The organism is Sorangium sp. So ce185 (assembly GCF_051526825.1).
Taxonomy (GTDB): Bacteria; Myxococcota_A; Polyangia; order Polyangiales; family Polyangiaceae; genus Sorangium; species Sorangium cellulosum_D.
Genome location: NZ_CP150316.1, coordinates 9,518,842 through 9,543,674, shown reverse-complemented (window position 1 = coordinate 9,543,674; position 24,833 = coordinate 9,518,842). Strand labels below are relative to the sequence as shown.

General features: G+C 70.0%; 15 protein-coding genes and 1 pseudogene. 5 read left to right on the top strand and 11 right to left on the bottom strand.

What is annotated here, in order from left to right; translation table 11 throughout:
- Position 1: 1 nt before the first annotated feature.
- The 4 genes from WMF26_RS34935 to WMF26_RS34920 are packed head-to-tail and all read left to right on the top strand — an operon-like array spanning position 2 to position 4,228.
- Positions 2-1,786: an OmpA family protein gene (locus WMF26_RS34935; protein WP_437996257.1), complete on the top strand. Its 1,785-nt coding sequence runs from the start codon at positions 2-4 to the stop codon at positions 1,784-1,786.
- A gap of 3 nt (positions 1,787-1,789) precedes the next feature.
- Positions 1,790-2,311, top strand: a complete 522-nt coding sequence (locus WMF26_RS34930; RefSeq protein WP_061627997.1) for a Rab family GTPase — start codon at positions 1,790-1,792, stop codon at positions 2,309-2,311.
- Positions 2,311-3,456: a sensor histidine kinase gene (locus WMF26_RS34925; protein WP_437996256.1), complete on the top strand. Its 1,146-nt coding sequence runs from the start codon at positions 2,311-2,313 to the stop codon at positions 3,454-3,456. Before WMF26_RS34930 ends, WMF26_RS34925 begins: the two co-directional genes overlap by 1 nt.
- Before the next feature lie 13 nt (positions 3,457-3,469).
- Positions 3,470-4,228 carry a response regulator gene (locus tag WMF26_RS34920; RefSeq protein ID WP_061627995.1) on the top strand — a complete coding sequence of 253 codons (759 nt, stop codon included), beginning with the start codon at positions 3,470-3,472 and terminating at the stop codon, positions 4,226-4,228.
- Between the two features lie 363 nt (positions 4,229-4,591).
- On the opposite strand, the gene WMF26_RS34915 is transcribed toward WMF26_RS34920, so the two are convergent.
- From WMF26_RS34915 to WMF26_RS34865, 11 genes and pseudogenes are all read right to left on the bottom strand, one after another.
- On the bottom strand, positions 4,592-5,326 hold the full coding sequence (locus WMF26_RS34915) for a high-affinity nickel-transport family protein (RefSeq protein WP_437996255.1): 735 nt from the start codon (positions 5,324-5,326) through the stop codon (positions 4,592-4,594).
- Between the two features lie 387 nt (positions 5,327-5,713).
- Positions 5,714-6,049, bottom strand: a complete 336-nt coding sequence (locus tag WMF26_RS34910) for a hypothetical protein (RefSeq protein WP_020738821.1) — start codon at positions 6,047-6,049, stop codon at positions 5,714-5,716.
- Between the two features lie 63 nt (positions 6,050-6,112).
- A complete protein-coding gene (locus WMF26_RS34905) occupies positions 6,113-8,815 on the bottom strand; it encodes a vWA domain-containing protein (RefSeq protein WP_437996254.1) in 2,703 nt (900 codons plus the stop codon).
- A gap of 293 nt (positions 8,816-9,108) precedes the next feature.
- Positions 9,109-11,490: a protein kinase domain-containing protein gene (locus WMF26_RS34900; RefSeq protein ID WP_437996253.1), complete on the bottom strand. Its 2,382-nt coding sequence runs from the start codon at positions 11,488-11,490 to the stop codon at positions 9,109-9,111.
- A 375-nt stretch (positions 11,491-11,865) separates the two neighbouring features.
- Positions 11,866-12,927: a hypothetical protein gene (locus WMF26_RS34895; RefSeq protein ID WP_437996252.1), complete on the bottom strand. Its 1,062-nt coding sequence runs from the start codon at positions 12,925-12,927 to the stop codon at positions 11,866-11,868.
- Positions 12,928-13,599: 672 nt separating this feature from the next.
- Complete coding sequence (locus WMF26_RS34890; RefSeq protein ID WP_437996251.1) at positions 13,600-18,306, bottom strand: metallophosphoesterase; 4,707 nt, start codon at positions 18,304-18,306, stop codon at positions 13,600-13,602.
- A gap of 545 nt (positions 18,307-18,851) precedes the next feature.
- Positions 18,852-20,035 (bottom strand): annotated as a pseudogene (locus tag WMF26_RS34885) (IS3 family transposase).
- An 89-nt stretch (positions 20,036-20,124) separates the two neighbouring features.
- Positions 20,125-20,685: an RNA polymerase sigma factor gene (locus WMF26_RS34880; protein WP_437996250.1), complete on the bottom strand. Its 561-nt coding sequence runs from the start codon at positions 20,683-20,685 to the stop codon at positions 20,125-20,127.
- A gap of 111 nt (positions 20,686-20,796) precedes the next feature.
- Entirely contained in the window at positions 20,797-21,351 is a 555-nt protein-coding gene (locus tag WMF26_RS34875) for an RNA polymerase sigma factor (protein ID WP_437996249.1), read from the bottom strand.
- Positions 21,352-21,421: 70 nt separating this feature from the next.
- A complete protein-coding gene (locus WMF26_RS34870) occupies positions 21,422-22,318 on the bottom strand; it encodes a helix-turn-helix transcriptional regulator (protein WP_437996248.1) in 897 nt (298 codons plus the stop codon).
- Between the two features lie 119 nt (positions 22,319-22,437).
- Positions 22,438-23,496: an RNA polymerase sigma factor gene (locus WMF26_RS34865; protein WP_437996247.1), complete on the bottom strand. Its 1,059-nt coding sequence runs from the start codon at positions 23,494-23,496 to the stop codon at positions 22,438-22,440.
- 223 nt (positions 23,497-23,719) lie between these two features.
- On the opposite strand from WMF26_RS34865, the gene WMF26_RS34860 reads away from it, so the two are divergent.
- Entirely contained in the window at positions 23,720-24,823 is a 1,104-nt protein-coding gene (locus WMF26_RS34860; RefSeq protein ID WP_437996246.1) for a hypothetical protein, read from the top strand.
- Positions 24,824-24,833 lie beyond the last annotated feature (10 nt).

The window sequence follows — 24,833 nt, the reverse complement described above, 5'->3', positions numbered from 1 at the left end:
GATGGGACAGCCGAGAGCGCGTCGCGGGCCGCCCCCGCCGGTCGACAAGACGCTCGAAGACCTCCGCCCCCTGCTCGTGGGCCCCGAGCAGCGCCGGATCCGGCGGCTCGAGGAGCGGCTCGACCAGTCGATGGCCGAGATGGTCGCCGGGGCGCTGCCCGAGGCGGTGGTCGAGAGCCGCAAGAAGGGCGAGGCGCTCTCGTGGGCGCTGGATCCGCTCATCACCAGCGCGATCCACGAGCGCGTGCGCCGGGATCCGGGGTCGTTCGCGGACGCGATCTCCCCCGCCATGGGGCCGGCCATCCGCAAGGCGGTGGCCTGCGCCCTCCGGGGGATGATCCAGCGCCTCAACGAGGCGCTCGCCCTCGGCCTGTCCTGGGAGAGCCTGCGCTGGCGCCTGGAGGCGCGGCGCACCGGGCGCCCCTTCGCGGAGGTGGTGCTGCTCCGCGCGATGGTCTACCGGACCGAGCAGCTCTTCCTGGTCCATCGCGGGACGGGGATCGTCCTCGAGCACGTGAGCGCCGAGGACACCCCCTACAGGGATCCCGATCAGGTCTCCGCGATGCTCACCGCCATCGACGCGTTCGCCCACGACGCGTTCCGGACCGACGCGCGGCTCCAGCGCTTCTGCGTGGGCGATCTCACCGGGTGGGTCGAGCACGGACCGTCGGCCCTCCTCGTGGCCATCGTGCGCGGCGTGGCGCCGCAGGCGTACGGGACCGTCCTGAGCGAGACGCTCGAGCGCGTGCACCTGACGTACGGGGAAGAGCTCGCCGGTTTCCGCGGCGATCGGTCGCCGTTCTCCGGCACCCGCGAGCTGCTCTCGACCTGCCTCCACCAGCAGCGCAAGCCGGTCCCGCGCGGGAGCAGGCCCGCGCTCGCGGCGGCCGCCGTGCTCGTCGCGATCGCCGCGACCGCCCTCGCCGTCCGGACGCGCGCCTCGTGGGAGGACCAGCGCCGCTTCGCCGGATGGGCCGAGGCGCTGCGGCGCGAGCCTGGCATCACGGTGATCGCGGCGGAGCGGCGCGGGGGCGAGGTCGCGTTCTCGGGCCTGCGCGATCCGCTCGCCGAGGACCCGCGGGCGGTGATCGAGCGCGCCGGCCCCGCGCGCACGCCGGTGACGCTGCGCTTCGAGCCGTTCTACTCGCTCGATCCGCAGATCGTCGAGCGCCGGGCGGCGCGGGCGCTGGAGCCGCCGCCGGGCGTCGCCCTCTCGCTGCGCGGCGGCGTCGTGGTGGCCAGCGGGGTCGCGCCCGAGCGCTGGATCGAGCGCGCGCGCTGGACGGCGGCGGTGCTGCCGGGCGTCTCGGGGTTCGACGGCGCGCGCCTCACGGCCCAGGAGGCGATCGAGCGGGCGCGCGCCGCGGCGCGATCGCTCGAGGGGATCGAGCTCCTCTTCCGCCGCGGCGCCGCCCGGCTCGCCGCCGAGCAGCGCGCGCGCGCCGCCGAGGCCGCGGCCGCGGCCACGCGGGAGATCGCGCTCGCGCGCGAGGCCGGCATGACCGCCGAGATCCGCGTGGTCGGCTACGCGGATCCGGTCGGAGCGGAGGCGTCGAACCGGGCGCTCAGCCTGGCCCGCGCGGAGCACGTCGCGGCCGAGCTCATCGCGCGCGGCGTCCCGGCCGAGCGGCTGCGGGCGAGCGGCGGCGGACTGCGCGGCGACCTCGCGCCCGCGCCGTGCCCCGGGGGAGCGGCGGGCGCCGGGTGCGGCGTCGGCGGCGCGGACGAGCGGCGCGCGCGCAGCGTGATCTTCCTTGTGGACCTGCGCCCATCGATCAAGGAATGAACCATGGGGGAGAAGCGCAAGGTCTGCGTGCTGGGCGCCACGGGGGTCGGCAAGACAAGCCTCGTCGCCCGCTTCGTGCGCAGCATCTTCTCCGAGGCTTACCGGACGACCATCGGCGTGACGATCGAGACGCGGCGCGTGAGGTGCGATGATCGCGAGCTCGATCTCATCCTCTGGGACCTGAGCGGAGAGGACGAGTTCCAGGACGTCCAGATATCGTATGTGCGCGGCTCCGCGGGCTTGCTCCTCGTCATCGACGGCACGCGGCGCCTCACCGTGGAGACGGGGCTCCGCCTCCACGCCGCGGCGCGGGCGATCGCCGGGGAGCTCCCGTCGGTCGCCGTCCTGAACAAGGCCGATCTCACGGCGGCGTGGGAGATCGACGAGGCCGCCGAGGCCAGGCTGAGGAGGGCGGGCCTCTGGGTCACGAGGACGAGCGCCAAGACCGGTGCCGGGGTCGAGGGCGCGTTCAGCGCGCTCGCGTGCGCCATGCTGGCGAGCGAGGCGCCCGTGTGGCGGGGCTGATGGACATGGACACCCGGATCCTCTCGGCGCTGGACAAGCTCGTGCTCGAGCGCGTGCGCGACGGCGCCTTCGTCGTCCGCGGCGAACCGCCGCCCTGGTTCCTGCGGCTCGGGATCGCGCCGCCGTGGCGCGATACGCCGCTCCGCATCGACCGCGCGCTGCCGTTCCTGGAGGTGTTCCTCCCCGAGGCGGAGCGGGCCTGGTCCGCGGACGGAGCGCCGAGCGTGCAATCCGACGGCTGGACGCAGATGACCGAGGACGACGAGGCGCTGCACCTCGAGGCCACGGCGCTCTGCGTGGGCCCGTCGCGGCTGCTCGTGATCACCCGGAACGACGCGCTGTTCCACGAGCGCCGCCGCGTCCTCCAGCGGGCGCGGGAGCTGCGCCTCGTGCACGAGGCGCTGTCGCGCGAGATCGAGCGGAAGGACGTCCTCGTCCACTGCATCGTCCACGATCTCTCCGGTCCGCTGAACAGCCTCCTCGGCGCCCTGTCGCTGCTGCGAGAGCAGCCGCTCCCGGAGAAGTGCGGCGCGCTCGCCGAGGTCGCGCTGAAGGCCGCCCTGCGGCAGCGCGAGCTCATCCGGGAGATCCTCGACATCTTCGCCGCCGAGGGGGCCTCGCTCGGCCCACCCGGTGGCGATCTCGCCGAGGTGGCGGACCTGCGCGGCGCCGTCGCGCAGGTCGTCGAGGCGCTGCTGCCCATGGCGCGCAGCCGCGGCGTTCGCCTGGAGGGGCCTCCGGAGACCGGCGGGGGACCGCCGTGCCGCGTCGTCGGCGAGGAGCGCCGGCTTGCGCGCGTGGTCTCCAACCTCGTCGAGAACGCGCTCCGCTTCACGCCCGCGCGCGGGGCGGTGCGGGTCCTCGTGCGCGACGAGCCCGGATGGGCGCGCGTGACGGTCGAGGACGAGGGGCCGGGCGTCTCGCCCGCCATCGCGCCTCACCTGTTCCAGAAGTTCGCGCACGGGCGCGATCCGGAGGCGGGCAGCGGCCTCGGGCTCTACGGCGCGCGGATCGCGGCGGAGCGGTGGGGCGGGGCCATCGGCTACGAGGCGCGGCCGGAAGGAGGGGCGAGGTTCTGGCTCCGGCTGCGGCGCGTCGGCGCGCCGGGCGAGGCGAGGGGCAGAGGGGCCCAGGGAGAGACGTAAAGGGAGTGATGCCATGGCCAAGCTCTTGCTGGTCGACGATGATTCGGGGACGCTCGCGTGGATGGCCGAGGCGCTGGAGGGCGCGGCCTACGACGTCAGGACGGTGCGCGGCGGCGGCGCGGCGCTGGAGCTCCTCCGCACCTGGACGCCGGACCTCATCCTCGCCGACTTCTTGATGCCCGAGATGGATGGCTTCGCCTTCAACCGGCTCGTGCAGTCGCGCGAGCGGGTGCCCGTGATGCTCGTCTCCGTCGTGAACAAGCCGGCGGAGGCGATCCTGAGGGGGGTCGCCGGCTACGTGCGGAAGCCCGTCACCGCGGCGGAGCTCCGCGCCGCGGTCGAGCGCGTGCTCGGCGCCGTCGAGGGGGTCACCCTCCTCGTCGTGGACGACGACGCGGACATCCGGGCGTGCTACCGGCTGATCCTCGAGCCGCGCTTCACCGTGATCGAGGCCGAGGACGGACGCGCCGCGCTCGATCTGCTCTCGCGCGAGCCCGTGGCGCTGGCGATCGTCGACGTGCACATGCCCGTCATGAACGGGGTGGAGCTCATCCGCGCGATGCGCGAGGACGCGAGGTTCTGCACGATCCCGGTGGTGGTGCAGACGAGCGACCGGGCGGCGGCGCGCGCGCCCGTGTGGACCGACCTGCACGTGGCGCAGACGATCCTGAAGGACGAGTTCCTGGACTGGCTCATGACCCAAATCGACGCGCACCTCGCGCCGGCGCCGCCGCGCGAGGCCGAGCGCGCGTGGCCGGCCGTGAGCCGCTAGAGCGCCGATCGGCTTGGAACGCCCGAGAATGAAGAGATTTGAACCACAGAGTCACAGAGGGCACAGAGGGGAGAGATGAAATAGGGATCTTTATTTCTCTCCCTTCTGTGCCCTCTGTGACTCTGTGGCTCAGTTTTCTCGGGGTTTCACCTCGTTAGAAGCACGTGAGCTCCGCCCCGAGCGTCAAATGGTCGCGCGAGCGGATGCGCCCAGCAGCTGCACGCTGTGCCGGTCGGACGCCGACTGCGGCGCCGGCGAGGTCTGCTCCTCAAGGACGGTTGGACTCTGGCGTAACGACGTCCGCGGCTGTAGCCCTGCCGAGTGATCCGGCTGTGACGGTCTCCATCCCGGCGCCGGGCGCCGTCAGCCCGGCGTCCACTGCGGGTTCGCCGTGAACAGCCCGGAGCCGATGCTGATGTCGTAGGCGAGGAACAGGCCGAAGCCCACGCTGAGCAGGGCCGCGGCCGCGCCGAGCGCGCGGTGCATCCCGCCGAAGCGCGCGCTCGTGTACGCGAACGGCACGGCCAGCATCCCGGTGATCAGCATCATCCCGGCGATCGTGCCCGCGCCGAACAGCGCGATGTACCCGAGCCCCCACCGCGGATCGTGCACCGTGGTCAGCACGAGGAGCGCGACCGCCGCGGAGCCGGCCACCCCGTGCACCACGCCGATGAGCAGCGGCCGGAGGCTCACGTAGAGGCGCGACCCGCCGAACACGCGATCCGCCCAGCCGACGCCGTGGCGGTGGCCGTCGTGGTGCTCCGCCGCCTGCGCCTGCGGCTCGCCCCGCCGGACCGCCCGGTAGAACCGCAGGAGGTGGTACGCGCCGAGGCCGATCAGCATCAGCGCGACCGTGAGCTCCATGGCCAGGCCGACGTGCGGCGGCACCACCAGCCCGAACAGGAGGATGCCGCCGCCGATGAGCATCAGCGTGACGGTGTGGCCCAGCCCCCACATCGCGCCGATCAGCAGCGCCACCCCGAGGCTCCGGACGCGGCTCACGATCGTCGCCACCGCGATCACGTGGTCCGCGTCGGTCGCATGGCGGATGCCGAGGGAGAAGCCGAGGAGCAGCAGCGGAAACGCCGAGGCGATCATGGCTCGCTTCGTAGCACGGACCGCGCTCCCCGTGCCACGACGGCGTGATTGACGGGCTCTCGGTCACGCCGGCCCCGCGCCGCGCCGGCATCGCGCATCGCGCGCCGCGCCCGATCGATCGGCCCTGTCCGGCCGGCAGCGCTTCGCGGGCAGATCCGGTGAAGAATATCCTCTCGACCCGATTCAAGAAAGCAGGCTCGTCGATCGTGTCGCGACGCCGCGGCGACACCCGATCAGCGCAGCCTCGAGGCGTGCTCGACGATTCGCAACCCTCACAACCCTCGTCCCACGGAGCGTGGCTTTCAGCGTGGTTCGAGGAATCCAGATCCCTTGTACGAACGCCCGGTCCACGCGACCACCGACGTCGTCTCCTCCTGTCCCCTCATGTCAGTTGGCGTGGTCTCGACTCAGCGCGTCGATGGCCTGTTGCATCCAGACCGCGTCCTCTTCGGCTTGCTTGAGGCCGTGCCTCATCTGCTCGCGCAGCACCCCCGTGGTCTCGCGGATGCCCCGCCGAAAGACCTCGGCTGCACGCTCGTGGACGACCTTGAGCCACGGGGCCAGGGCGCGCTTGTCGAGCGGGCCGGGAGCGTCCAGGACGGTGATGCAGGCCTCGATGGCCTCGCGCATGGCACGGGATTCGAGCGCGTCGGCGAAGGCGGAGAACTGGAGCAGCGACTCTCGCAGCGCAGCGCGACCGGTCGATGAGACTCTCTCTGTCATGGCCGCGCTCAGCCTACCACCTGGGCGACGCCTCCGCCCGTGCGCGCGCTGCGATTGCGCGCCTCAGCGCAGGTGGGATCGGCCCGCCGTCTCCAGCAACATCGCGAGCACGAGCGGGTCGCCGAGGCCGTGCTCTGCGCCCATGTGCGCGCGGAGGCGCGCGAGGCGCGCAGCGTCCTCCAGAAACAGCGGCTCGTCGAGCCGGGCCGCCGCCTCGCGCAGGATGCCCTCGCGCTCGGCGAGCAGCGCGGCCGCGCCGCTCGGATCGCCTCGCCCGACGCGGGCGGCGGCCTCGGCCAGCGACTCGCCCGCGGCGAAGCCCTGAAGAGTCCGCGTCATCGAGGCGTCGACGGACGCCGCGCTCGCCGCGTCGCTGTCCGCATAGCCCACCTCGACGGGGATCTCCTCGATCACGTTCTTCCTGGAGAGCCGGTCCTTGTACTTGAGCTCGACGGTCGCCAGCGCGCGCTTCCCCGTGCCGGGCTCGGCGCTCAGCTTGAGCAGCAGGGCGTGGCGGTCATCGCGGGCGAACATCGGCATGAAGAAGCGCAGGCCGCCCTCGGCGTCGTCGCGCCGGTCGACCGCGATCCGGTCCCGCGACAGGGCGGCGAGGTCGGCCGCGATCTCCTGTGCGCGGACGCGGGAGGCCTCGGCGTCGTTCAGCCGGCGCGAGCCGTAGACGCGGAGCAGGTCGACGCCGCGCTTCAGGCGCACGCGCACCTCGACCGCGGTCGCCACCGGGTCGAGGCGCTTGTCGAGCTCGGTCGAGAGCGCCGGCGCGATCTGCTCGGGGTGACGCAGGTAGTAGTAGCCGCCGGCCCCGTCGCTCGCGATCGCGCTCATGAGCTGGCCGTCGTAGTCGTCGCCGAGCCCGAGCGCGCTCGTCTGGACGCCGAGCTGGAACGCGTCGAGGGCGAGCCGCGCGATCCGCTCGCTGTGCGTGAGGCCGCTGGTCGCGCGGCCGTCGGAGACGAGCAGCACCACGCGCACGGCGTCCTCGGGGATGTCGGGCCGGTTCGCCTGCGCGTAGCCCTGCGCGAGCCCCGCGCCGATGTTCGTGCCGCCGCCCTCGCGGATCCCCTCGATGAGGCCGCGGATCGCCGCGCGGCGCGGGCCGACCGGGCCGTCCTGGATCAGCACCTCGGCGTCGCTCGAGAAGGTGGTGAGCGAGAAGTCGTCGGTGGGCGCGAGGCGGTCGACGAGCGCCTGCGCCGCGCGGCGGGCGCTCTCGATCGGCGCGCCGGCCATCGAGCCGCTCGTGTCGAGCACGAGGTGCACCGAGAGGTGCGGCCGCGCCGCCGCGGCCGCGGCGGAGGAGCGGAGCGCGAGGCGCAGGTGGACGGCGCCGCCGCCCGGCCCGAGCGCGGCGCGCTCCAGGTCGGTGCGCAGGCCGAGCGCCTTGCCGGGGCCGAGCGGGACCTCCGGGGCGTAGCGGGCGCCGACGTCGCTGACGAGCTCGCGCTCCGCCTCGGGCACGACGCCGCGCGCGAGGGCGGCCTCGAAGGCGGCGAGGTGGCCGCCCCCGGGCCGGTACGTGGTGGCGAAGCGGCCGTTCGGATCGAGGGGGACCTCGGCCTCCGGGGCGTACGCGGCCGCGCCCGGCGGCGCGGCGCCGGCGCGCCCGTGGCCGCTGCCGAACCCCTGGCCCGACCCGGCGCCCGCGCCGTGCCCGATCGTCCCGATGGCGCCGAGCCCCATTCCCTCTTCGCCGCCACCGTCGCCCAGGCCGTTGAGGGGGAGGCCGGCGCCGCCCGCGCCCGCGGGCGCGGCGGGCTGGCCCCGCGCCCACGGCGGCGCGCTCGGCTGGCCGCCGGCCCCGGCGTTGAGCAGGCCGATCATCCCGAACTCGGCGGCGTCGCGCAGCGCCTCCCGCGGCGTCGCGTACGGCGCTGGGCCGTCGCTCGGGCCGGCCACCCCCCACCGGTTCCCGGTCGCCATCGCGCGCGCGGGCGCGCCGCCCATGGATCCCTCCTCGCCCTTCGCCCTCGCCCCCGTCCCGCCCTCCTTCGCGTCCGCGCTCGGCTCGCCCTCCTGCTCGATCGCGGCGCGCAGCTCGCGCGCGTCCGCGGACGCGAGGTACTGCTGCACGAGCGCGATCCGGTCCGCGCTCATGCCGGGGAACGGGTCTCCGGGGGCAGGGGGCGGAGCCCACCGCGCCAGCGCGCCGAGCAGGCCGAGGTGCAGGGCCGCGGAGGCGGCGTGGAGGGCGAGGCTCTTCCAGCTCACGAGCGACCGGCGCGCGCGCTCGCCCGCGGCGGCGTCGGCGGCGACCTGGATCCGCACGCCCGCGATCTCGACGTCCACGCGGGCGTGGGCGGGGAGGGGCACGAGCACCGCGCCTTCGACGTCGGCGAGGTCCGGCCGGGTCGCGCCGGCGTGCCGCGCCCGCGCGTCGGCGGCGGACAGGGGCGCGCCGCCCAGGGCGAGCGTCCCGGTCGCGGCGCCGAGCAGGACGAAGCGGACGCGCCCCGCGGGGTCGACGTCGAGGAGGGGCGCGCGCCGCGCGCCGAGCACGCGCCCGGGGAGGAAGAGATCGCACGGGCGCCCGTCGGCGCGCCCCTCGCCGACGTCGAAGGCGCGGGGCGGCGCGAGGTGCTGGACGAAGAGGACGGTCGTGCCCCACGAGACGAGGATCTCCACGGAGCGCACCGCGGTCTCCGCGGCCTCGCCGGGGCTCGCCGCGTCCGGTGGCTCCGCGGCCGTGGGGGTCGCGTGGGTGGTGGCGGCGGCGCCGCCCGCGGCGTCCGATGGGTTCGCGCTGGGCATGGATCTCCCCTGTGCGCCGCGCGGAGCGGCGCGCTCATGTCGTCAGAAATCCGGCAGCAGGCGCGCGGATCCGCGCCCTCCGGGCGACGCGCTCGGCCGCTCCGGCCGGCGGTCCGTCGTGCCAGCGACAGACAGCGGCGCCGGGGGGAGGTTCCGGCGGCGAGGGGGGACAAGCGTCGCTCGGCGGGAGGGCGCCGCGGGCGTCGCTCGGCGAGGGCGCCGCGGGCGTCGGTCGGCGAGGGCGCCGCGGCGGCGCGGCGCGCGGGCATGCTGCGGCGCGGGCCGTCGGCCGATCAGCTCCAGCCCACCTGCAGCACGCACGCCCCCGCGCTGCCGCCCCCGCAGCGCAGCTCGAGGAGGCGCGTGGCCCGCCCCGACGTCGCGAGCAGCGCGCGCAGGAAGCCGCTCACGTAGCGGCACATCACCGGCGCGAGCCCCTCGGGCAGCCAGACGTCGACCTTCGCGCTGTGGGTCGAGGTGCGCTCGAACTGGACGCGACCCCACGCGTGGAACCGCCGGAGCAGCGGCCCTGCCACCTCCAGCAGCGCCTCCGGGGAGCGCGCGACCTGGAGCCTGCGCAGCATCTCGGGGAGCGCCGCGCTCGCGAGCGCGCCGCCGACGGCCTCCACGCTCCCGGGGACCTCGCCGCCGAGCGCGCGCAGGTACGCGACGAGCGGCGCCACCGGGTAGAGCGCCGTGTCGTCGGTCGCCGCCGCGATCGCCGCGCGGTCCGCCGGATCGAGGCTGCCCCACGCGCGCGCCTCGACCCCGTCGCCGAGCCGCCGCGCCGCCGCTTCCCTGCAGAGCCGGAAGGCCAGGCCGCGGCTCTGCGGCGCGCCGTCGTGCGGCGCCGGGACCTCCGCCGGCGCGCGCTCCCCGGGGCTCGCGAGGAGCGCGGCCGCGAGCGCGTCGGCGAAGGCGACCGGCGAGGCGAGGCGCCGGGACGGCTCCGGATCGAGCGCCCGCGCCAGGAGGGCGTCGATGCCCGGGGGGAGCCCCGGCCGCGCGCTCGAGGCGGGCGTGAGCTCCCCGCGCCGCTGCATGGCGACGATGCCGTCCGCGCTCGCGGCCTCGAAGGGGGCCCTGCCCGTCAGCATGGCGTAGGTGACCGCCGCGAGGGCGTAGGTGTCGAGCGCCGGCTGCGGGTCGGCGGCCTCGGGGATGAGCTGCTCCGGCGCCGCGTAGCCGCGCGTCCCGCCGACGAGGTGGGGCCGCCCGCTCCCGAGGCGCAGCCCGAGCCCGAAGTCGATGAGCACCGCCCGCTCGATCCGCGTGTCGAGCAGGATGTTCCCCGGCTTCACGTCCGCGTGCACGTACCCCTCGGCGTGCATGCTCGCGAGCGCGCCCGCGATCTGGCGGACGACGGAGAGGACCTGGGGGAGGGGCATGAGCCCGCCCTGGGGCGCGCGGTCGACGATGTGGCGGTGGATCGTCTCGCCCTCGACGTACTCCAGGATGAGGTACATGCGCGCGCCGTCGAGCCTCCCCCAGCCGTACAGCTGGACGATGCTCGGGTGCCTGAGCCGCGCGAGCGCCTCGGCCTCGCGGAGCAGCGCGCCGTCGTCCGGCTCGGTCAACACCTTGAGCGCGACGAGCTGGCCGAGGAGCTTGTCGCGCGCGAGGTAGACCTGCGACTGCCCGCCCTCGCCCAGGATCGCGGTGATCCAGTACTTGTCGTCCACGAGATCGCCGGGGGCGAGCCGCGCGGGGGCGTGACGCCGGGCGAGCGGCTCGGGCGGCGCGGTGCTCTCGGTCGTCGGCAGCGACGTCGCCCGATCGACCGACTCGGTCACCTGGGGCGAGAGGCCGGAGCGCCGCGCGAGCTGCTCGCTCACCAGCCTGGCCGCGAGCTGGAGGGTCGCGATGCTCCCCGCGTCGAACTGCCGGGGCTCGCCGGACACCGCGCACACGCTCCCGACGGCCCCGACGCCCTCGAGCACGACGGGGAACCCGGCGTACGCGCGGATCATGTTCATGGCCACGAGCGGGTTGTCGGCGAGCGCGGGGTGCTCGCGGGCGTCCTCGACGATGAGCGGCGCGTTGTCGCGCGCGACGTGCTCGCAGAACGACCACGAGCGCAGCGTCCCGCCGGCGAGGGTCAGGTCGCGGGGGAGGCCGGTCGCGCCGAGGAAGATCTGCCTCGACGAGTCGATGACCGTGACCACGCTGGCCGGCGTGCCCACGCCGCGCGCGACGAGCTCGGCGACGACGACGAGCTCGGGGTCGGGGGTCGTGCTGCGCAGGCCGCGCCGCGCGAGCTCGGCGTCGCGCGCGGGATCGTCGAGCGGATCGGCGGCGGCGGTCTGCGCCGCGCGCGACCGGGTGGGGGCGTCGCTCGCCGGCGGGAGCAGCGCCTCGAGGAGCGCGTCCGCGGTGGCCGGTTTGTGGACGACCGCCGCGACCTGCTCGTACCGGCGGATCTGGTCGAGGAAGGCGCGGAACCGGGAGGTGACGATGAGCCGGGCGGGCGGCGGCGTCGGATCGGCCGCGCGGACCCAGCCCTCGCCGGCGGCGCGGTCGAGGTCCGCGACGATGGCGTCGGCGGCGGCGCAGTCCTCGGGGGCAGGGCGCGCGCCGGGGGGCATGCAGACGGACCAGCCGGCGCCCCGCAGCACCTCGGCCATGTAGTCGCGCTCCGTGGCGATGGGCTCCAGCAGCAGGACATTGCGCGCCATGCGCCCGTCAGCGTACCTCGCCGGGGCGGAGCGAGGCGCGGAGCATCGGCGCCGGCGCGGTAGCGGCAGGCGGGCGCGTGGGTGGCGGTGACGGGCGAGCTCGGGGCGAGCGATCCCGGCGGTCGGGCGCCTCCGGACGATCCCAGCGGTCGTCCTCGGACGGGAGGGGGTGTCCCTTCTGTCCGAGGCGGAGAGCATGATTGCTGGTGTTCCAGAGGATTCACCTGGCGACGGGAGGCGCCCGCGCGTCCCAGCCGCCATTGCAACGCAACCGAGGAGCGTCGAGCTGCCGAATCTCGTCGCGGAGCGATCGCCGGCAGGGCGCGTGGGTGAGCCGGCGGGCACGCGGGGGGCCTGCGAGCCTGGCGTCACCCGTCAGGAGAGCACTTCGGCGGCGCTCTTCGCCCCGAGGACGTTATCGAGCCAGCGGTCGAGGGTCGCGATGTCCGCGCATGCCTGGATGCGCGCGCTCTCATTCTCGGTGAGCACGATCCCCGCACGCGCGAGCTGCCGCAACAGCGTATCCCTCTTCCCCTCGAGCTTGCCCTCACGGATGCCCTTGAGCTCGCCCTCACGCATGCCGCGATCGATGAGCTTCTGCACGAACGGGGGAAACGTCGCCTCGCCTTCGATCTGCGGTTCCATGACCAACGCCTCCAGAGCCTGCCGCATCGGCTCACGCAACGCGTTCCAGATGAGCTGAAAGTAGACCATCGCGTGCTCCTGGTCGAGCCGGCCAAGGGCAGCGAGCGCCGCCAGGACCACGGCGGGTCCGTTCGGCCCGTTGCCGTGCGCCATCGCCGAGAGCACGGCGAGCTCCGTCTCCGCCTCCGCGTCGGCTGGATCGGTGATCTCGGGGACGACGGCCGGGCCGAGCACCAGCGGCGCGACGTGGCCGAGGCCCAGCCCGAGGTCGATGCGCTCCGCCGCCCAGGCAGCCACGCCGGCGTCCGGCGCGACCACGAGCACGACCGTGCGGCAGCGCGTCTTGGCGCGCACGACCGTGACGTACGTCGGCCACGAGAACTTCTTGTTCGGATCCATGTCCCGCTGGACCTCGACGACGATCGCCAGCACGATCGTGCCGCTCGCGTCTCGAAGCTCGAGCACCAGGTCAGCGCGGAACTCCACGGGGAGGAGCTGGTCGAGCGACGACTCGACCACCGCGGCGGAGTCGTGCGGAGGCACCTCGACGTGGAAGAGCGTCGCGAGCAAGCGGGGCGCGAGCGCCGGGTCCTCACGGAACGAATCTGCGAGGTCGAACCGTCGCGATCCGTCACATTCCCCGGGATCTTGTAGGTGCGTCGCGACGGATGGCGCCCGTTCGGAAGGCACGGACCCAACCCGGGCCCAACCGGCGACGCTTAAGCTTGGCGGGCTCGCGCCAGCCGACCCGTCGCCTCGAGCCGCCGTGGTCGCCTCGCTCGCCGCCACCATGAGCCGCGCCGTTGCGCTCGGCGATGAAGGTGCGGCTCGTGTCGTCCACGAGGCGATAGGTCGGCTGCTCGGGTTGCCGGCGATACCGGAGGGGCGAACGCGCGCGCGCACGTAGGGTTAGGCCTACTGCCGCGGAGAGGTGGCCTTCGCAAATCCGCACCTGATGGCCGAGGGGCCGAGGAGCAGGTGCCATCCCCCAGCAGGCCGTCAAGGCGCGCGACCTCCCTCCTGGCCCAGCTCCGGCTCATAGGCCCTAGACACCGAGTTCACGCTCCCGAGATCATCGCCCGCCACGACGAACGGCCTGCCAGGTCGCTGCGAACAGTTTTCAGTAGGCCTGTAGCGAGCTCAAATACTAGACGGGGGCGGACGGGTGTTACCAAGCCGTATCGGGCGGGCGCTTACGGCAACCCGCCTCGCCCCACTCGCGTCCACGGCGTGGCGGACCGCTTCCGGATCCGTCTACGGCGACCATAGGCTTCCCATCTCGGCGAGTCTCGCCCCGTCGGCGAACTTGACGTCGCTTCACTACCGTGCGGTGCCCGCGTCGACCTGCTCGGCACTCCAGAATGTATACCCGACGGAGCTCGACGGCGCCCATTCCTGGCCCCCGCACTGGAGGCGAGAGCGAGGAGAGGATGAAGATGGCGCGCTTGGGAGGGAGCACATAAATCAGGGTTTGGGGTCGCGGGTGATGCAGTCGATAACGGGCTTCAGCTGGTCAATAAGGGCGTCCAGTTCCTCGTCGGGGGCCTGCCAGAGGTGATAGCGAGCCAGGTTGCGGCCGCGGCGGCGCCGGGTGGGTTGATCGGGGCCGGGCGAGGCTTCGTACGCGCGAATAACAGTCGCCATGTCACGCATTGACCATCGTCCGGGCGAGACATCTTCGAACGCCCTGCTGATGCTTGCTGGAATGTTTGCGCCAAGTAGAGCAATAAATCGAATAGCTTTACTGTACGAATAAACCAGGGAACCCACCTCTGCAACGTCCCCAGCACTGACGTCGGCATTTCTTAATAGCCGAACGATGTCGCAAGCTCGCGACTCGTCCTTCTCAAAAGCGTCTAGAGCTTCAGAGGTTGTCGGCAACGCGACTCCCAATTCGGCGAGGCCCCCGAGGCGGCGATGCGCCTCCGCCATGGTCACATGAAATCTCTCAGCGATACGCCCAACCAGAGCAACTGGGACTCGCGCGCTAGCAGCCAGAATTTCAGAATCCGAATCACCTACCAAGCAGCCCAACGCATCGTCGGCTGCCTGGTCAAGCCTAAAAGGATCAACCGATGGCAAGCAAATGCCAAACCGATCGAACGACTTGAGCGAATGAACCAACTCAGAGACAGAAGTGCGTCGCTTTCGAGCTGCGAGAAGAAGACGCAGAACAGAAACTTCGCCAATCAGCCAAGGACTACTCCCATCGAAACTGACGGAAAGGGTGCGAAGGTCAGCATTGCTCAGGCTCACCTCGGCAATCAAATGCTCATCCCGGGAATCAAGACGAACTCCCAGCGTCTTAAGAAGGTAGACAACATCCCCAATGGGCATGCAAGCATCTCGAGCGAGCGCGAGTGAGTCGAGCGCTGACGGGCCGATATCTCCCCATCGCAGCATTATACCGAGCAGACGCGCAGAAGGATTATCTCGCAGGCGCAACCGGAATTGCTCAAGGTCATCTGGATCAGTCCCGTCCAGGTCAACTTCAAAGCCCAAGAACTCGTACATCCGCACTCGCTCAACGATCTCCGCAATCGGCCTGCCCTCTATCAACGCAGACTCCAGCACCGCCCTGGCAGAGTAAACGAGATGAGCCTTCGACAGCGCCTCGGACCAGCGACTCCACTTCCAAGCGCGAATGACAGCCCTGTCAATCGGCTCGACTCGCTGAACCGGAAGCTTCTGCACATGTTGCGGTACGTGCCATCCCGGCGCATGAATGCCGCCACTTCTAAGCCATACACTCACGCGCCATGCATCGACGAGCGTCGGCGGCTCCGTGCGCATGGCAGCATGCAATATTTCCGAGTCGTCCGACCAGAGACCAATGTCGCCAACGTCTACAAAGCAGTCTTGTACACCTTCCGAGTTCTCATTTCGTGGCGTTGCCACTGGAATTCGAAGATCTGAAATCTTAATAGCCAACAGGCGCTGTGTTAGCCATTCGGTCTTCGAAGCAAGATGCCATAGGAACATCATCGTCAGGCCTTCCCAATTAAGCAAACTGGGAAGACTTCTCTCAAGCGCATTCGCCGCCCATGCCATGTCCCACTCATAGACATTGTCCCTGTCAACGCTCAACACTCGGCATCGCCCCTTGCGGAGGTTGATCAGGTATCCTGTCATTTTGGTTTTGGTAACGATACCATCAACCAAAATGGGAACGTCTGGCTCATGATTAGTTATTCCGAATGGGTGAGCACACGCCGACCACCACACGTCGGGATCGTCGGTAGGCGCGTACGTCGATGTTGAGGCAACCTTCCCACCCGGTGAGAGTACTCCTGGCTTCCAGCGCAGTTCCTCCTTACCCTTCTCTTCGACCGATGTCGAGAACTCAGAAATCCAAAGCAACTCGCTCAGAACACTTCGACACGAAACGTCGCGCTGGTCCCGTTCGCGATGCCGATGGGCGTCGCGCTTGAGATATACTCTTATGCGAGTTCCTCCACTGCCCAGCAATTTGTCTATCCGCTTCTCTATGCGAAACAGCCCGCTCGCGCTCGAGATGCGGGCGCCCAGCATGCCACGACATTCGCCGTCCGATTCAAACCGTCGGGTCCAGACCTCGATTTCATCGCCGAGCATGAAGTAGCTGAGCACTCCGATCCCGAAACGACTGTTCGGCCATAGTTCAATCTTCTCGGGCAACGTGTCCCAGCGTGCCCGTTCCTCAAGATGCTCGGGCATGTCTTGAAATCGTTTTCCCGCTATGGCAAAAACATTGGCCAGGATCCCAACAGTCATTCCAACGCCATTATCTTCACATTCGATGTACGGTCCCTTTGCGTCTTCATCCTGCCTGAAGATAATCTCCCCGACGTAGCTGGAATCGGGCTGCTGTCCGCTCTTGCGCAGATATTCCACTCGTGCTTGTCGATATCTGCAAGCATCGAGGGCATTCTGATACATTTCACGGATCGCTACACTGGGGCCACCATAGAGATTCTCCCCCATGAGCAGCTCCCGGATCTGGTTGTGGTCGAGCTGGAAACGCACGTGCGGAACTTCATATTTGTCACGTCCGTCCGACCCCTTCTCGATGACGATGTCCGCCCGAATCTGCGCCGGCAGCTTTTCGAGTAACCCACCCGCCATTTCCGGCAACCGATCCCGATCTTGCGCTAGCCGCCGCACGACATGATCCGCACGCGCCACCAGATCATCGCGCAGCACAAAGTCCACGACCGGATCCGCGCACCTCACCACTAGTCGCGCCCCGTCCTTTCCCACCTCCCACACGGCGTTCCGGATCGCTTCGCGCGCCATCGTTACATCGAACCCCTCGCGCCCTGCGTGGTCCGCGATCAGATCGTCCGCACGCCGCAGTTCCAGCGCCCACGCCCCGGCCGCGCAGAGGAGCCGGGCGATTGCCGATCTCCGCACGCTCACCGTGCCCAGTGTGACCACCGACTTCTTATCGATCGTCTCCTCTGCCTGGAATACGTCGGCGTTCACCCCCACGTGTCGTACCAGCGCCATCAACTCGTCGAGCTGCATCCACCCAGCGTTGGATTCGCGTGCTTTGTGCTCAATGCTCCGCCCCAGCTCCCCCGCTGGACCCAGCCTCGGCCGGTCGTCCCACAGCTGCGGGCACTGCCGCAGCGCCCGCGTCCGGAGCCAGTGCTCGACCGCGGCCCGCGGCGTGCCCGTCAGCTTCTCCCGCCGCCGCACCAGATCAGGGCGCGCCCGGTCCATCTCGTCGAGGATCTTCCGCGCCAGGCTCCCTGTGTCGCCTTTCGCTAGCTCCTCTGCCATCCACTGCGCCCCCGCCGCGAAAATCGCCTCGCGCACGATGGGCGCGAGGAGTACGTATGACGTCTCCGCCGCACTCAGCCGCCCTGGGGGCACCAGCGCTGCGAGCCGTGCCAGTGTCCGGATCGGGAACTGCTGATCGCGCCAGGGATCGCCGGGGACCTTTTCACCCGCCACCTGCCAGCACCGCCAGCAGGCTTCGGCGATCGCCCCTGCCAGCTCGCGCGCTTGCTCGACCGCCGCATCCGCGCTCCCCCAGAGCGGCGACGTTTCCACCGCCTCCCGCCAGGTCTGCATGCGGATCGGAGCCACGCCCATCACCGCAGGCACAGCCGCGGTGGATCGTCTGGGCCGGGCGGGACGCGGCTCCACGTGGGTGCTCGGCGTGGGCCGCAGGTCACCTTCGAGCTGGTAGGTTACATCGGCGGTCACCGCCCAGCTCCCGTCTTGCCGCCGTACACCGAGACGCGGGTAGAGCGTGGTCCGGCCGCTGCCGTCGGATTGCACGTCGAGCGTACCCGCGGTGTAGCCATGCTTCCGGTCGATTTTCTCCTTGCCAGCTTTCTCCAGCCCAAAGAGAGAGGCACCTTGCCAGATCTCCCGCACCGCGCCGCGCCCAGTGCGGGTCTGCTTCGCGAGCGACTCGTGGAGGTGGCCGCAGAAGTGCGCCGTGAAGACGCCGGGCGGTGCAATGGCCGCGTTGTAGTGCGCGCGCGCCTCGGGAGTGAGCCAGCTCGGAGGGTGATGCGTGAGCAGGAAGGAGAAGTCATGCTGGTCCCGCGCCCACGCGAGGAGGTCACCGCCGCAGGCAGTCTTGACCTGGTCCTGATGGACCCAGAGCTGGCCTTCATCCACGGTGGGGAGCGTCTGCGCGAACGCGGAGTTGAGGCCGAGGAATGCGAACCGGATGCCCCCGCGGTCCAGGGTATACGCGAAATCACCTGGAAGCAGTCCTGGTGTGACGCCGCGGGGCTTGTAAGGATTACGATCCCACCAGACGGCGTACTCACGGAACCACTTCTTGACGGGGTCGATATGCGGCTTCTCGCCCTTCCAGAGGGCACGGCGGCCGGCGTCATCCTTAGCTAGGAGCTGAGCTGCGACCGCATCGCTGGGCTTCGGCCGCGCGAGGTCGTGGTTGCCGGGGACTGCGAGAAGCACGGGCGCGGAGGTAGGATGGATCTCTTCGAAGAGCGCCCAGACGTCCTTGAGCTCGGCTTGCAGCCTGGTGTACTCAGCCCTCCGGCCGCTGAAGGTGAGGTCCCCTGTGAAGACGACGACGTCCCAGGGGCCAAGCGCTTGCGTGGTGCGGCGCAGGTCGTCGAAGAGGGCCTGCTTCGCGCTGGGCCACAGGCCTTCGTCGTTCTGTCCGATGTGCAGGTCAGTGAAGTGTAGCCAGCGGAGCGTCATGGTTCGAACCGGAGGGCGAGCATACCCCAACCAGTGAGCTCTTGCCTACCACCGCCACGTCCCGCCTCCTTGAGCCGCCGCCCACCCGATGCCCGACCGCCGTGCCGGCCTCGACCGCTCGGCGCTCGCCGAGCTCCACGGGGACAGCGTATGATCGATGCCGAGCGCGAGTCCTCACTGGAGATTTATCGGTCCTTAGACAGCACAGTGCTCTAAGGCAGCACCCATTGTCAGCCCGGACGGTAGTTGAAGCAAGTCGAAGATGCGGCCTGTCCACGGAACACGGCGGGCGGGGTTGCCGGTCATCGCTGCGGGGGTCGCATCCACATGGCAGCCCCAGCAGGCGCTGTTGCCGCTCCAGCTCGCGCTTTGTATCTTGCGAAACCGCCTGCTGCGGCGGATCGGCCGTCCCAGCGTCATGTGGGATTCGCTCGGAACCTGCCGCTATCTCGGCAGAAATGGAGCAAGGCAGTCTCGGCGAGCACTGCGCGCACTTCGGGTGTGAGCCGCTCTCTGGTCCTCCCCCGCTTCCGCGGACAGTCTCACTATGCCGCGCGCGCGGTCACGTAGATCTTCAATTTGAGCACGATCGGGCTCATGTAGGCGAGCCGTGAGTGTCGTCGTTTCAGATTGTAGAATTTGTCGATGTAATCTCCGAGCGAGGCGATGGCGGCCGCTCGCGTCGGGTAGCGCTCGTGCTCGACCAGCTCCGCTCTCTGCGTCGCCAAGAAGCTCTCGGCCACGGCGTTGTCCCAGCAGTCGCCGGCGCGGCTCATGCTCGGGATGAGCCCATGGGTGGCGAGCACCAGGCGGTAGTCGTCGCTGGCGTAGGGACTGCAGCGGTCGGAGTAGTGCACCAGCCCAGGCGCGGGACGACGCGTGCCTAAGGCGAGCGCGGCGAGCGCCAGGACGCGATCGTTGGTCGCGCTCGCGGCCCAGCCGACCACTCGGCGCAAGAACAGGTCCAGGATCACGGCCAGGTACAGCCAGCCCTCGCCGGTGGGATGTACGTCACGTCCGTCACCCAGACTTGGTCGGGCGCTTGAGCGTCGAATCGCCGCTCGATCACATTGGGGGCGATCGGGCCGTTGTGCCGCGAATCGGTGGTGCGGCGGAAGCGCCGCTCCCTCCGGGCCGCAAGCCGTTGAGCTCGCATCAGCGGCCCGACCCGTTTCTTGCCCACACGCATGCCGCGAGCACGCAGCTCCGCATGGACGCGCGAGCTGCCATAGCGGCCCCGGCTCTTCTGGTGCACGGCCCGATCTGCACGCTGAGTTGAGCGTCGGCCTTGGCCCGCGCGGACTCTGAGCGCTTGGCCCACGCGTAGTAGCCGCTGCGTGAGACCAGCAGCGCCGCGCACATCACCTGCACCGGGTAGTGCGCCTTCTCCGCGTCGATGAACTCGAACCTCACTCGTTTTCCGTCGCGAAGAAGGCCGCTGCTTTTTTTAGGATCTCGCGCTCCATCTCCAGTCGCTTCACGTGGCGGCGCAGCCCCTGCAGTTCCTCACGCTCCGGCGTCGTCAGCGCCCTCAACGGGCCGTGGCCCGCGTCGGTGTCCGCGCGCTTGATCCAGTCGCGCAGCGCGGTCTCGTTCAGTCGCGCAGCGCGGTCTCGGGCAGATCGAGGTCCTTCGCCACCTGGCCGATGCTCCGGTCGCTCGCCTTCGCCAGACGTACCGCCTCCGCCTTGAGCTCGGGCGTGCTCGCCCTCCGCTTTCTGCGTCCCATCCCTGCCTCCTGGTGCCTCCGGGGGTGTCTGCGGAAGCGGGGGAGGACCAAGTCGCGCCGGCACTGCACAACCAGGCCTTCGACGCTCATTAGAGCGTCACTGCGTACGTGGAGATTTCCCTGGCTTCCCGAAGCCTAATGGCGCCACGTAGCGCATCGATAGCCTTTGCGCGTCGCTTGTAGAGCGTAGAAAGAGGTAGCCCTGCGTCTTCGGCTATCTCGGCCATAGAGACGCCGTTTAGGTCGTGTGCCACGAGCACAGATCGCAGCTCCGGTTCGAGCGCGTTTACTGCGTCGATGGTGCTAGTCCTGATGTCTTCGCACTCCATCGCCGCAGCAGGGGCCGGCCCTGGATCGAGCGCTTCGATCAAATCGACCAACTCCTCCCTGCGGTGCTGCGCTCGCTCGTGATAGTGCGAGGCAACGTGTACGGTGATCGCGTTTAACCAGCGTTCCGGCCTGCCGCGCTTCGGATCGAACCTGGGCCAGCTCTCCCAGGCGTTGAGCCAGAATTGACCTGCGACGTCGCCACGATGGCACAACGGTACCCCCAGCCTCCCCAGCCAGCGGAGCACGGCACGAACCAGCGTCGGGCAAAACAGGCGCGCGTGCGCGGCGGCGCGCTCGTCTTCATTCGGCGCACGACACATGGCTCCACCCCCCGGGGCAATCTATCATCCTATGATGATGGTCCGCCAGCTCACCTGTGCGGCACCGGTCTGCGGTCCTCCCCGCAGAGGGTCCGCTACCAAACGGAGGCGTCAGCTGCAGCTGCTCAGCGGCCCGAGCGGTGCCATCCTCGCCAGCATGCTCCTGAGGGCGAACAGCGTCGGAGCATCCTTCAAGCGAACCGCTCTTCGCAGTTGCTTTCTTCCACGCACCAAGCGGTTCTGAATCGTGTTGGGATTCTGGCCATGCTCGGCCGCTATCTCCTCAGCAGTGTACCCCAACGCAGAATCCGCCACGGCGTCCCGCAGCAACGGATCGAGCCGTTCCAAGCCGCGGAGGCTGAGCCGCGCCTCCACCTGTTCGGATGGCGGCGGCATGTAGCCATCGATCGCCGGATGCGTGTACGAGGCGCGGCCTTTTTCCCACTGGTGCTGGTGTTCCCTGTAGTGCGTTGTGTGGTGCCATGTGACTACGAACAGCCAGCGCCTCACCGCCGTGTTTACCGGAAGGCGCTCGCTCGCATGGAACCCGCCTGCCTCGACGGTTCGCCAAGCGGAGAGAAGAATATCCTGCATTACGTCCGAACGGTCGCACTCTGGAACCTTGAGTCGACGCAGGTTGTCCTTTATGATGGAACTGTTTCGCACGATAGCATCGAATGAAACGCGTGTCCCCGATCGCACACGCATTTCCGCTGAACGCGAGGGGCGGCCGCGCTCACCCATGGCTCCCCACTCCTGGAAGTGTCGTGTTCAGCGAAGAGGGCTCAACGTCCTCCCAATCCGATCCGCGTACAGGACTGGACCCACCTTCGTCGCGCCGTAGCGGGAAGCTCGTCAGCGTGGCAGCGCGACGGGCGAGCTCGGCGCCCGCCTCGGCGCGAGCAGGCAGCGGCGACCGCAGCCGCGGCTGTGGAGGCGGCGGGAGCTTCGCCCGCGGGCTCCTGGCCGCAAGCTCGGGAGACGCGACCACGGGCGGAGGAACGTCGAGCGCGCGCGGAGGTATCGTGGGCGGAGTCGGCGGCATCGGGCTCGGCGCCGGTGGCGACGCGGGACGCGTCGAGCTCTCGCGCTTGGCGATGGGCTCGCCGAGCTGGATCACCACGGTCTCTTCTGCGTCCGCCCGGTAGTCGTCGTGCAACCACCACAGGCGCTCCCAGTACCGCGCCGGCGCGCCCGTGAAGGCTTCCAGCTGCCGCGCGAGGCCGGGCGTTATCGACAGGTCGCTTCGCAGCAGCCGCTCCACCTCCCTCGGCTCCAGCCCCGTGCTCTCGGCCAGTTTTCGCTTCCACGAAGGAATCGTCGCGCAGAACGATTCGAGGACCCTGCCTGGCCAGGGAACCGGGCGCGCGCGAGCGTCTGTCAGCTCTGCGAGCGCGGCGTCGACATGACAATCCAGAAGGCGCCGGTATCGGTCCCGCTCCTCCGCTGCCTGCTCCTTCGCATCGGTGAGGGCCGACGTCTCGTCATCATGCGCGTGCTCGCGCGCCTCGCGAAACCCGCGTTCGCGTCCCAGCGCTTCGCGCGCCGTGATCGCGAAACCGATCGCGACGCAGGATATCATCGCGAGCCCGAGCGGCGAGACGAGCCACATCGCAGCTAGCGTGTCCTCCATGAGCTTCTCCTCCTCGACGTGAGCATTCCTGTCCGGCGCAAGGCGGATCTCGGCCTTCTGCCGACCGAGGACAGCGCCGTCCTCACCGCTTGCTTGGCTGTCGATGGACAGCCGACGATTCAGCGAATTTGTATCAGGAGCGCTTCACGCTCCGCAGCGAGCTGACCTTGCGGGAACTCCCGTGCATGCGTCTCGAGCACTCGTCGCGCCTCGGCATCTGCGACTGCGCTATGGACCTCGATGGCCCTTCGGGCCTCGTCGATGAGGCCCTGCTCGCGCTCGGTGACGGCTGGGACCACGGCGCGGACGGGGAGCGAGGTACGACGAACCGGCGCGCCGGACGGGACCGGTACCCGTGCGTCTCGGTCCTGCGCCGGCTGCGCGGTATCCTTCGCGGCCGTCGCGGCCGCCGCGCGCATCGGGAGTTGGGGCGGTGGCTGCGCGATCTCCTCCACGGCCGGTACGGGCGCAGGAGCGCGCACCACCGCCGCCCGCAACCACGACTCCGGGGTGAACGAGTCCGGCAACGTCGCGATGACGGCGCCGGTCAGCACGACGACCGCCCCCTGCACCAGGATCTTGATGCCCAGGCGGCCGAGCTTGGTCAGCCACCCCTCGCGGTCACGCAGATCGAAGGCGAACGGGACGCATGGAGCGTCGTCCCATCCGCGCGAGCGTTGCCGCGCCTTCCAGCGCTCTACGGCCGCGGCGAGGTCCTCGAGCGCTCGGCGGTATTGTGTCCTCACCGTCTTCGGGTTGAGCCCCAGCTCGGAGGCGATCTCGACGAGCGGCACCTCTTCGATCCCGTGCTTGATCAAGACGTCGCGGTACTTGGGGTCGACCTGGTTGATCAGGTAGCGGATGAGCTCCTCCCGCTGCTGCCTGCGGAGCATCTCTTCAGGAGTCGGGCACTCCGCCCGAAAGTCGTGGTCGTCGAACGAGGTCAGGACTTCCCCCCGACGGCGTTCGTTCCGGACGTGGTTCCGCGCCTGGTTCAGGACGATGGTGGCACCGTACGACGCTCGGGCCTCCCCGAGCTCGCCCCGCAGATCCGCTTCGAGCCCCCGCAGCAAGGCGTCCTGCGCGAGGTCCTCCGCGTGTCGCGCAGGGACCCCGAAACGCCGCGCGAGGCGCCGGAAGAACTCGAAGCCGGTAGGGGTGCTGCCTGGCTCGCCCATACCCGGTAGAACACCTGAGCTGTCTGCAGGGCTTCAAGAAAATGCAGGGCGGCTCCAGGGTCGGTCGGAGAAAGTATGACATGTGGGTTCGCGAGGTGCGCGACTGCACGAGCAGCCACGGCCGCATTCCCTGTTCGGGCGGGGTTTTTCTCATCCGATCGGCCAGGTCATGCCAGTTTCAGCGCCATTGACGCGCCACGGCTGGCGTAAGTACTGTCTCTACATGCGTTTCGTTGCGCAATCGCTCTGGATATGCCTGGTGCTTGGCGTCGCGATCGGCACTACGCATCCGGTTCGTGCGGAGGACCGCAATACGGTCCCCGCACGAAGTGACGGCTCGATCGTAAAGGACCATCTTCGCCGCGCCCGACGAGCTCGGGCATCGGGGAAGTGGACCGAGGCACACGCCGCCTACAAGGCGGCTTTCGAGGCGATCAACTCGACATCTGTTACAGAGAGAGAATCCGCTGAGGTCGCCGGAGAGCTGGGCCTCTGCGAGCTCAAGTTACGCAAGTTTCGTGACGCAGCGGAGCACCTGGCTTGGAGCCTTGAGCGGCGCAAGGCCCTCTCTCCTGAACAGCAAAAAAGATTCGCGGACGGACTGGCCAAGGCCGTTCAGTTCGTCGCGACGCTCTATCTGTCGGTGGATCCGCCGGATGCCGAGGTGCTCATCGACGGCAAGCCCCTCGGCAGACCCAGGCGGACCTACACACTGTTCTTCGAGCCTGGCAAGCACATGGTGCGGGCCCGAGCACCAGGCCGTGAGGAAGGATCCCAGACGCTGGACGCGCAGGCGGCGACGGAGCCGACCATGACGATACAGTTGCCGCGCACGGTCGTGAGCAGCGCCAAGGAGGGCGCGCCCGCGGTACCGACAACCGCGAGCGCATCGCCCGCTTTGCGCCCGCAGGCTCCCAGGCAGCCGGCGTCGTGGCCGACGACGCTGCGAATCGCCGGGATCGCGGTCACGACGGCCACCCTGTCCGCGGGCAGCCTGCTCATGATCCGGGCCACCAGTCTTGACGGCGATCTGAGCGAACGGCGCGACGGGCTCAACGGCGGTGCGACGGCGAGCGGGTCCAGGTGCTGGCAAGCAGCGGACCGCCCGGCGTGCGCTGACCTGCTCCGCCTCCGAGACGAGCGCAACCTGTCCGCGGGCGTGGGCACGGCCATGCTCATCGCCGGCGGTGTGATCGGGGCAGCGACCGCCGCGTCGTTCTTCACGGACTTCTCCTTCCTGGGGCTCACGCCGGCTGAGGATCGGATCCACGCCTCGCCCGTGGCGACCGAGCGAGAGATCGGCGTGATGATCGAGGGGCTGTGGTGAGGACATCGGG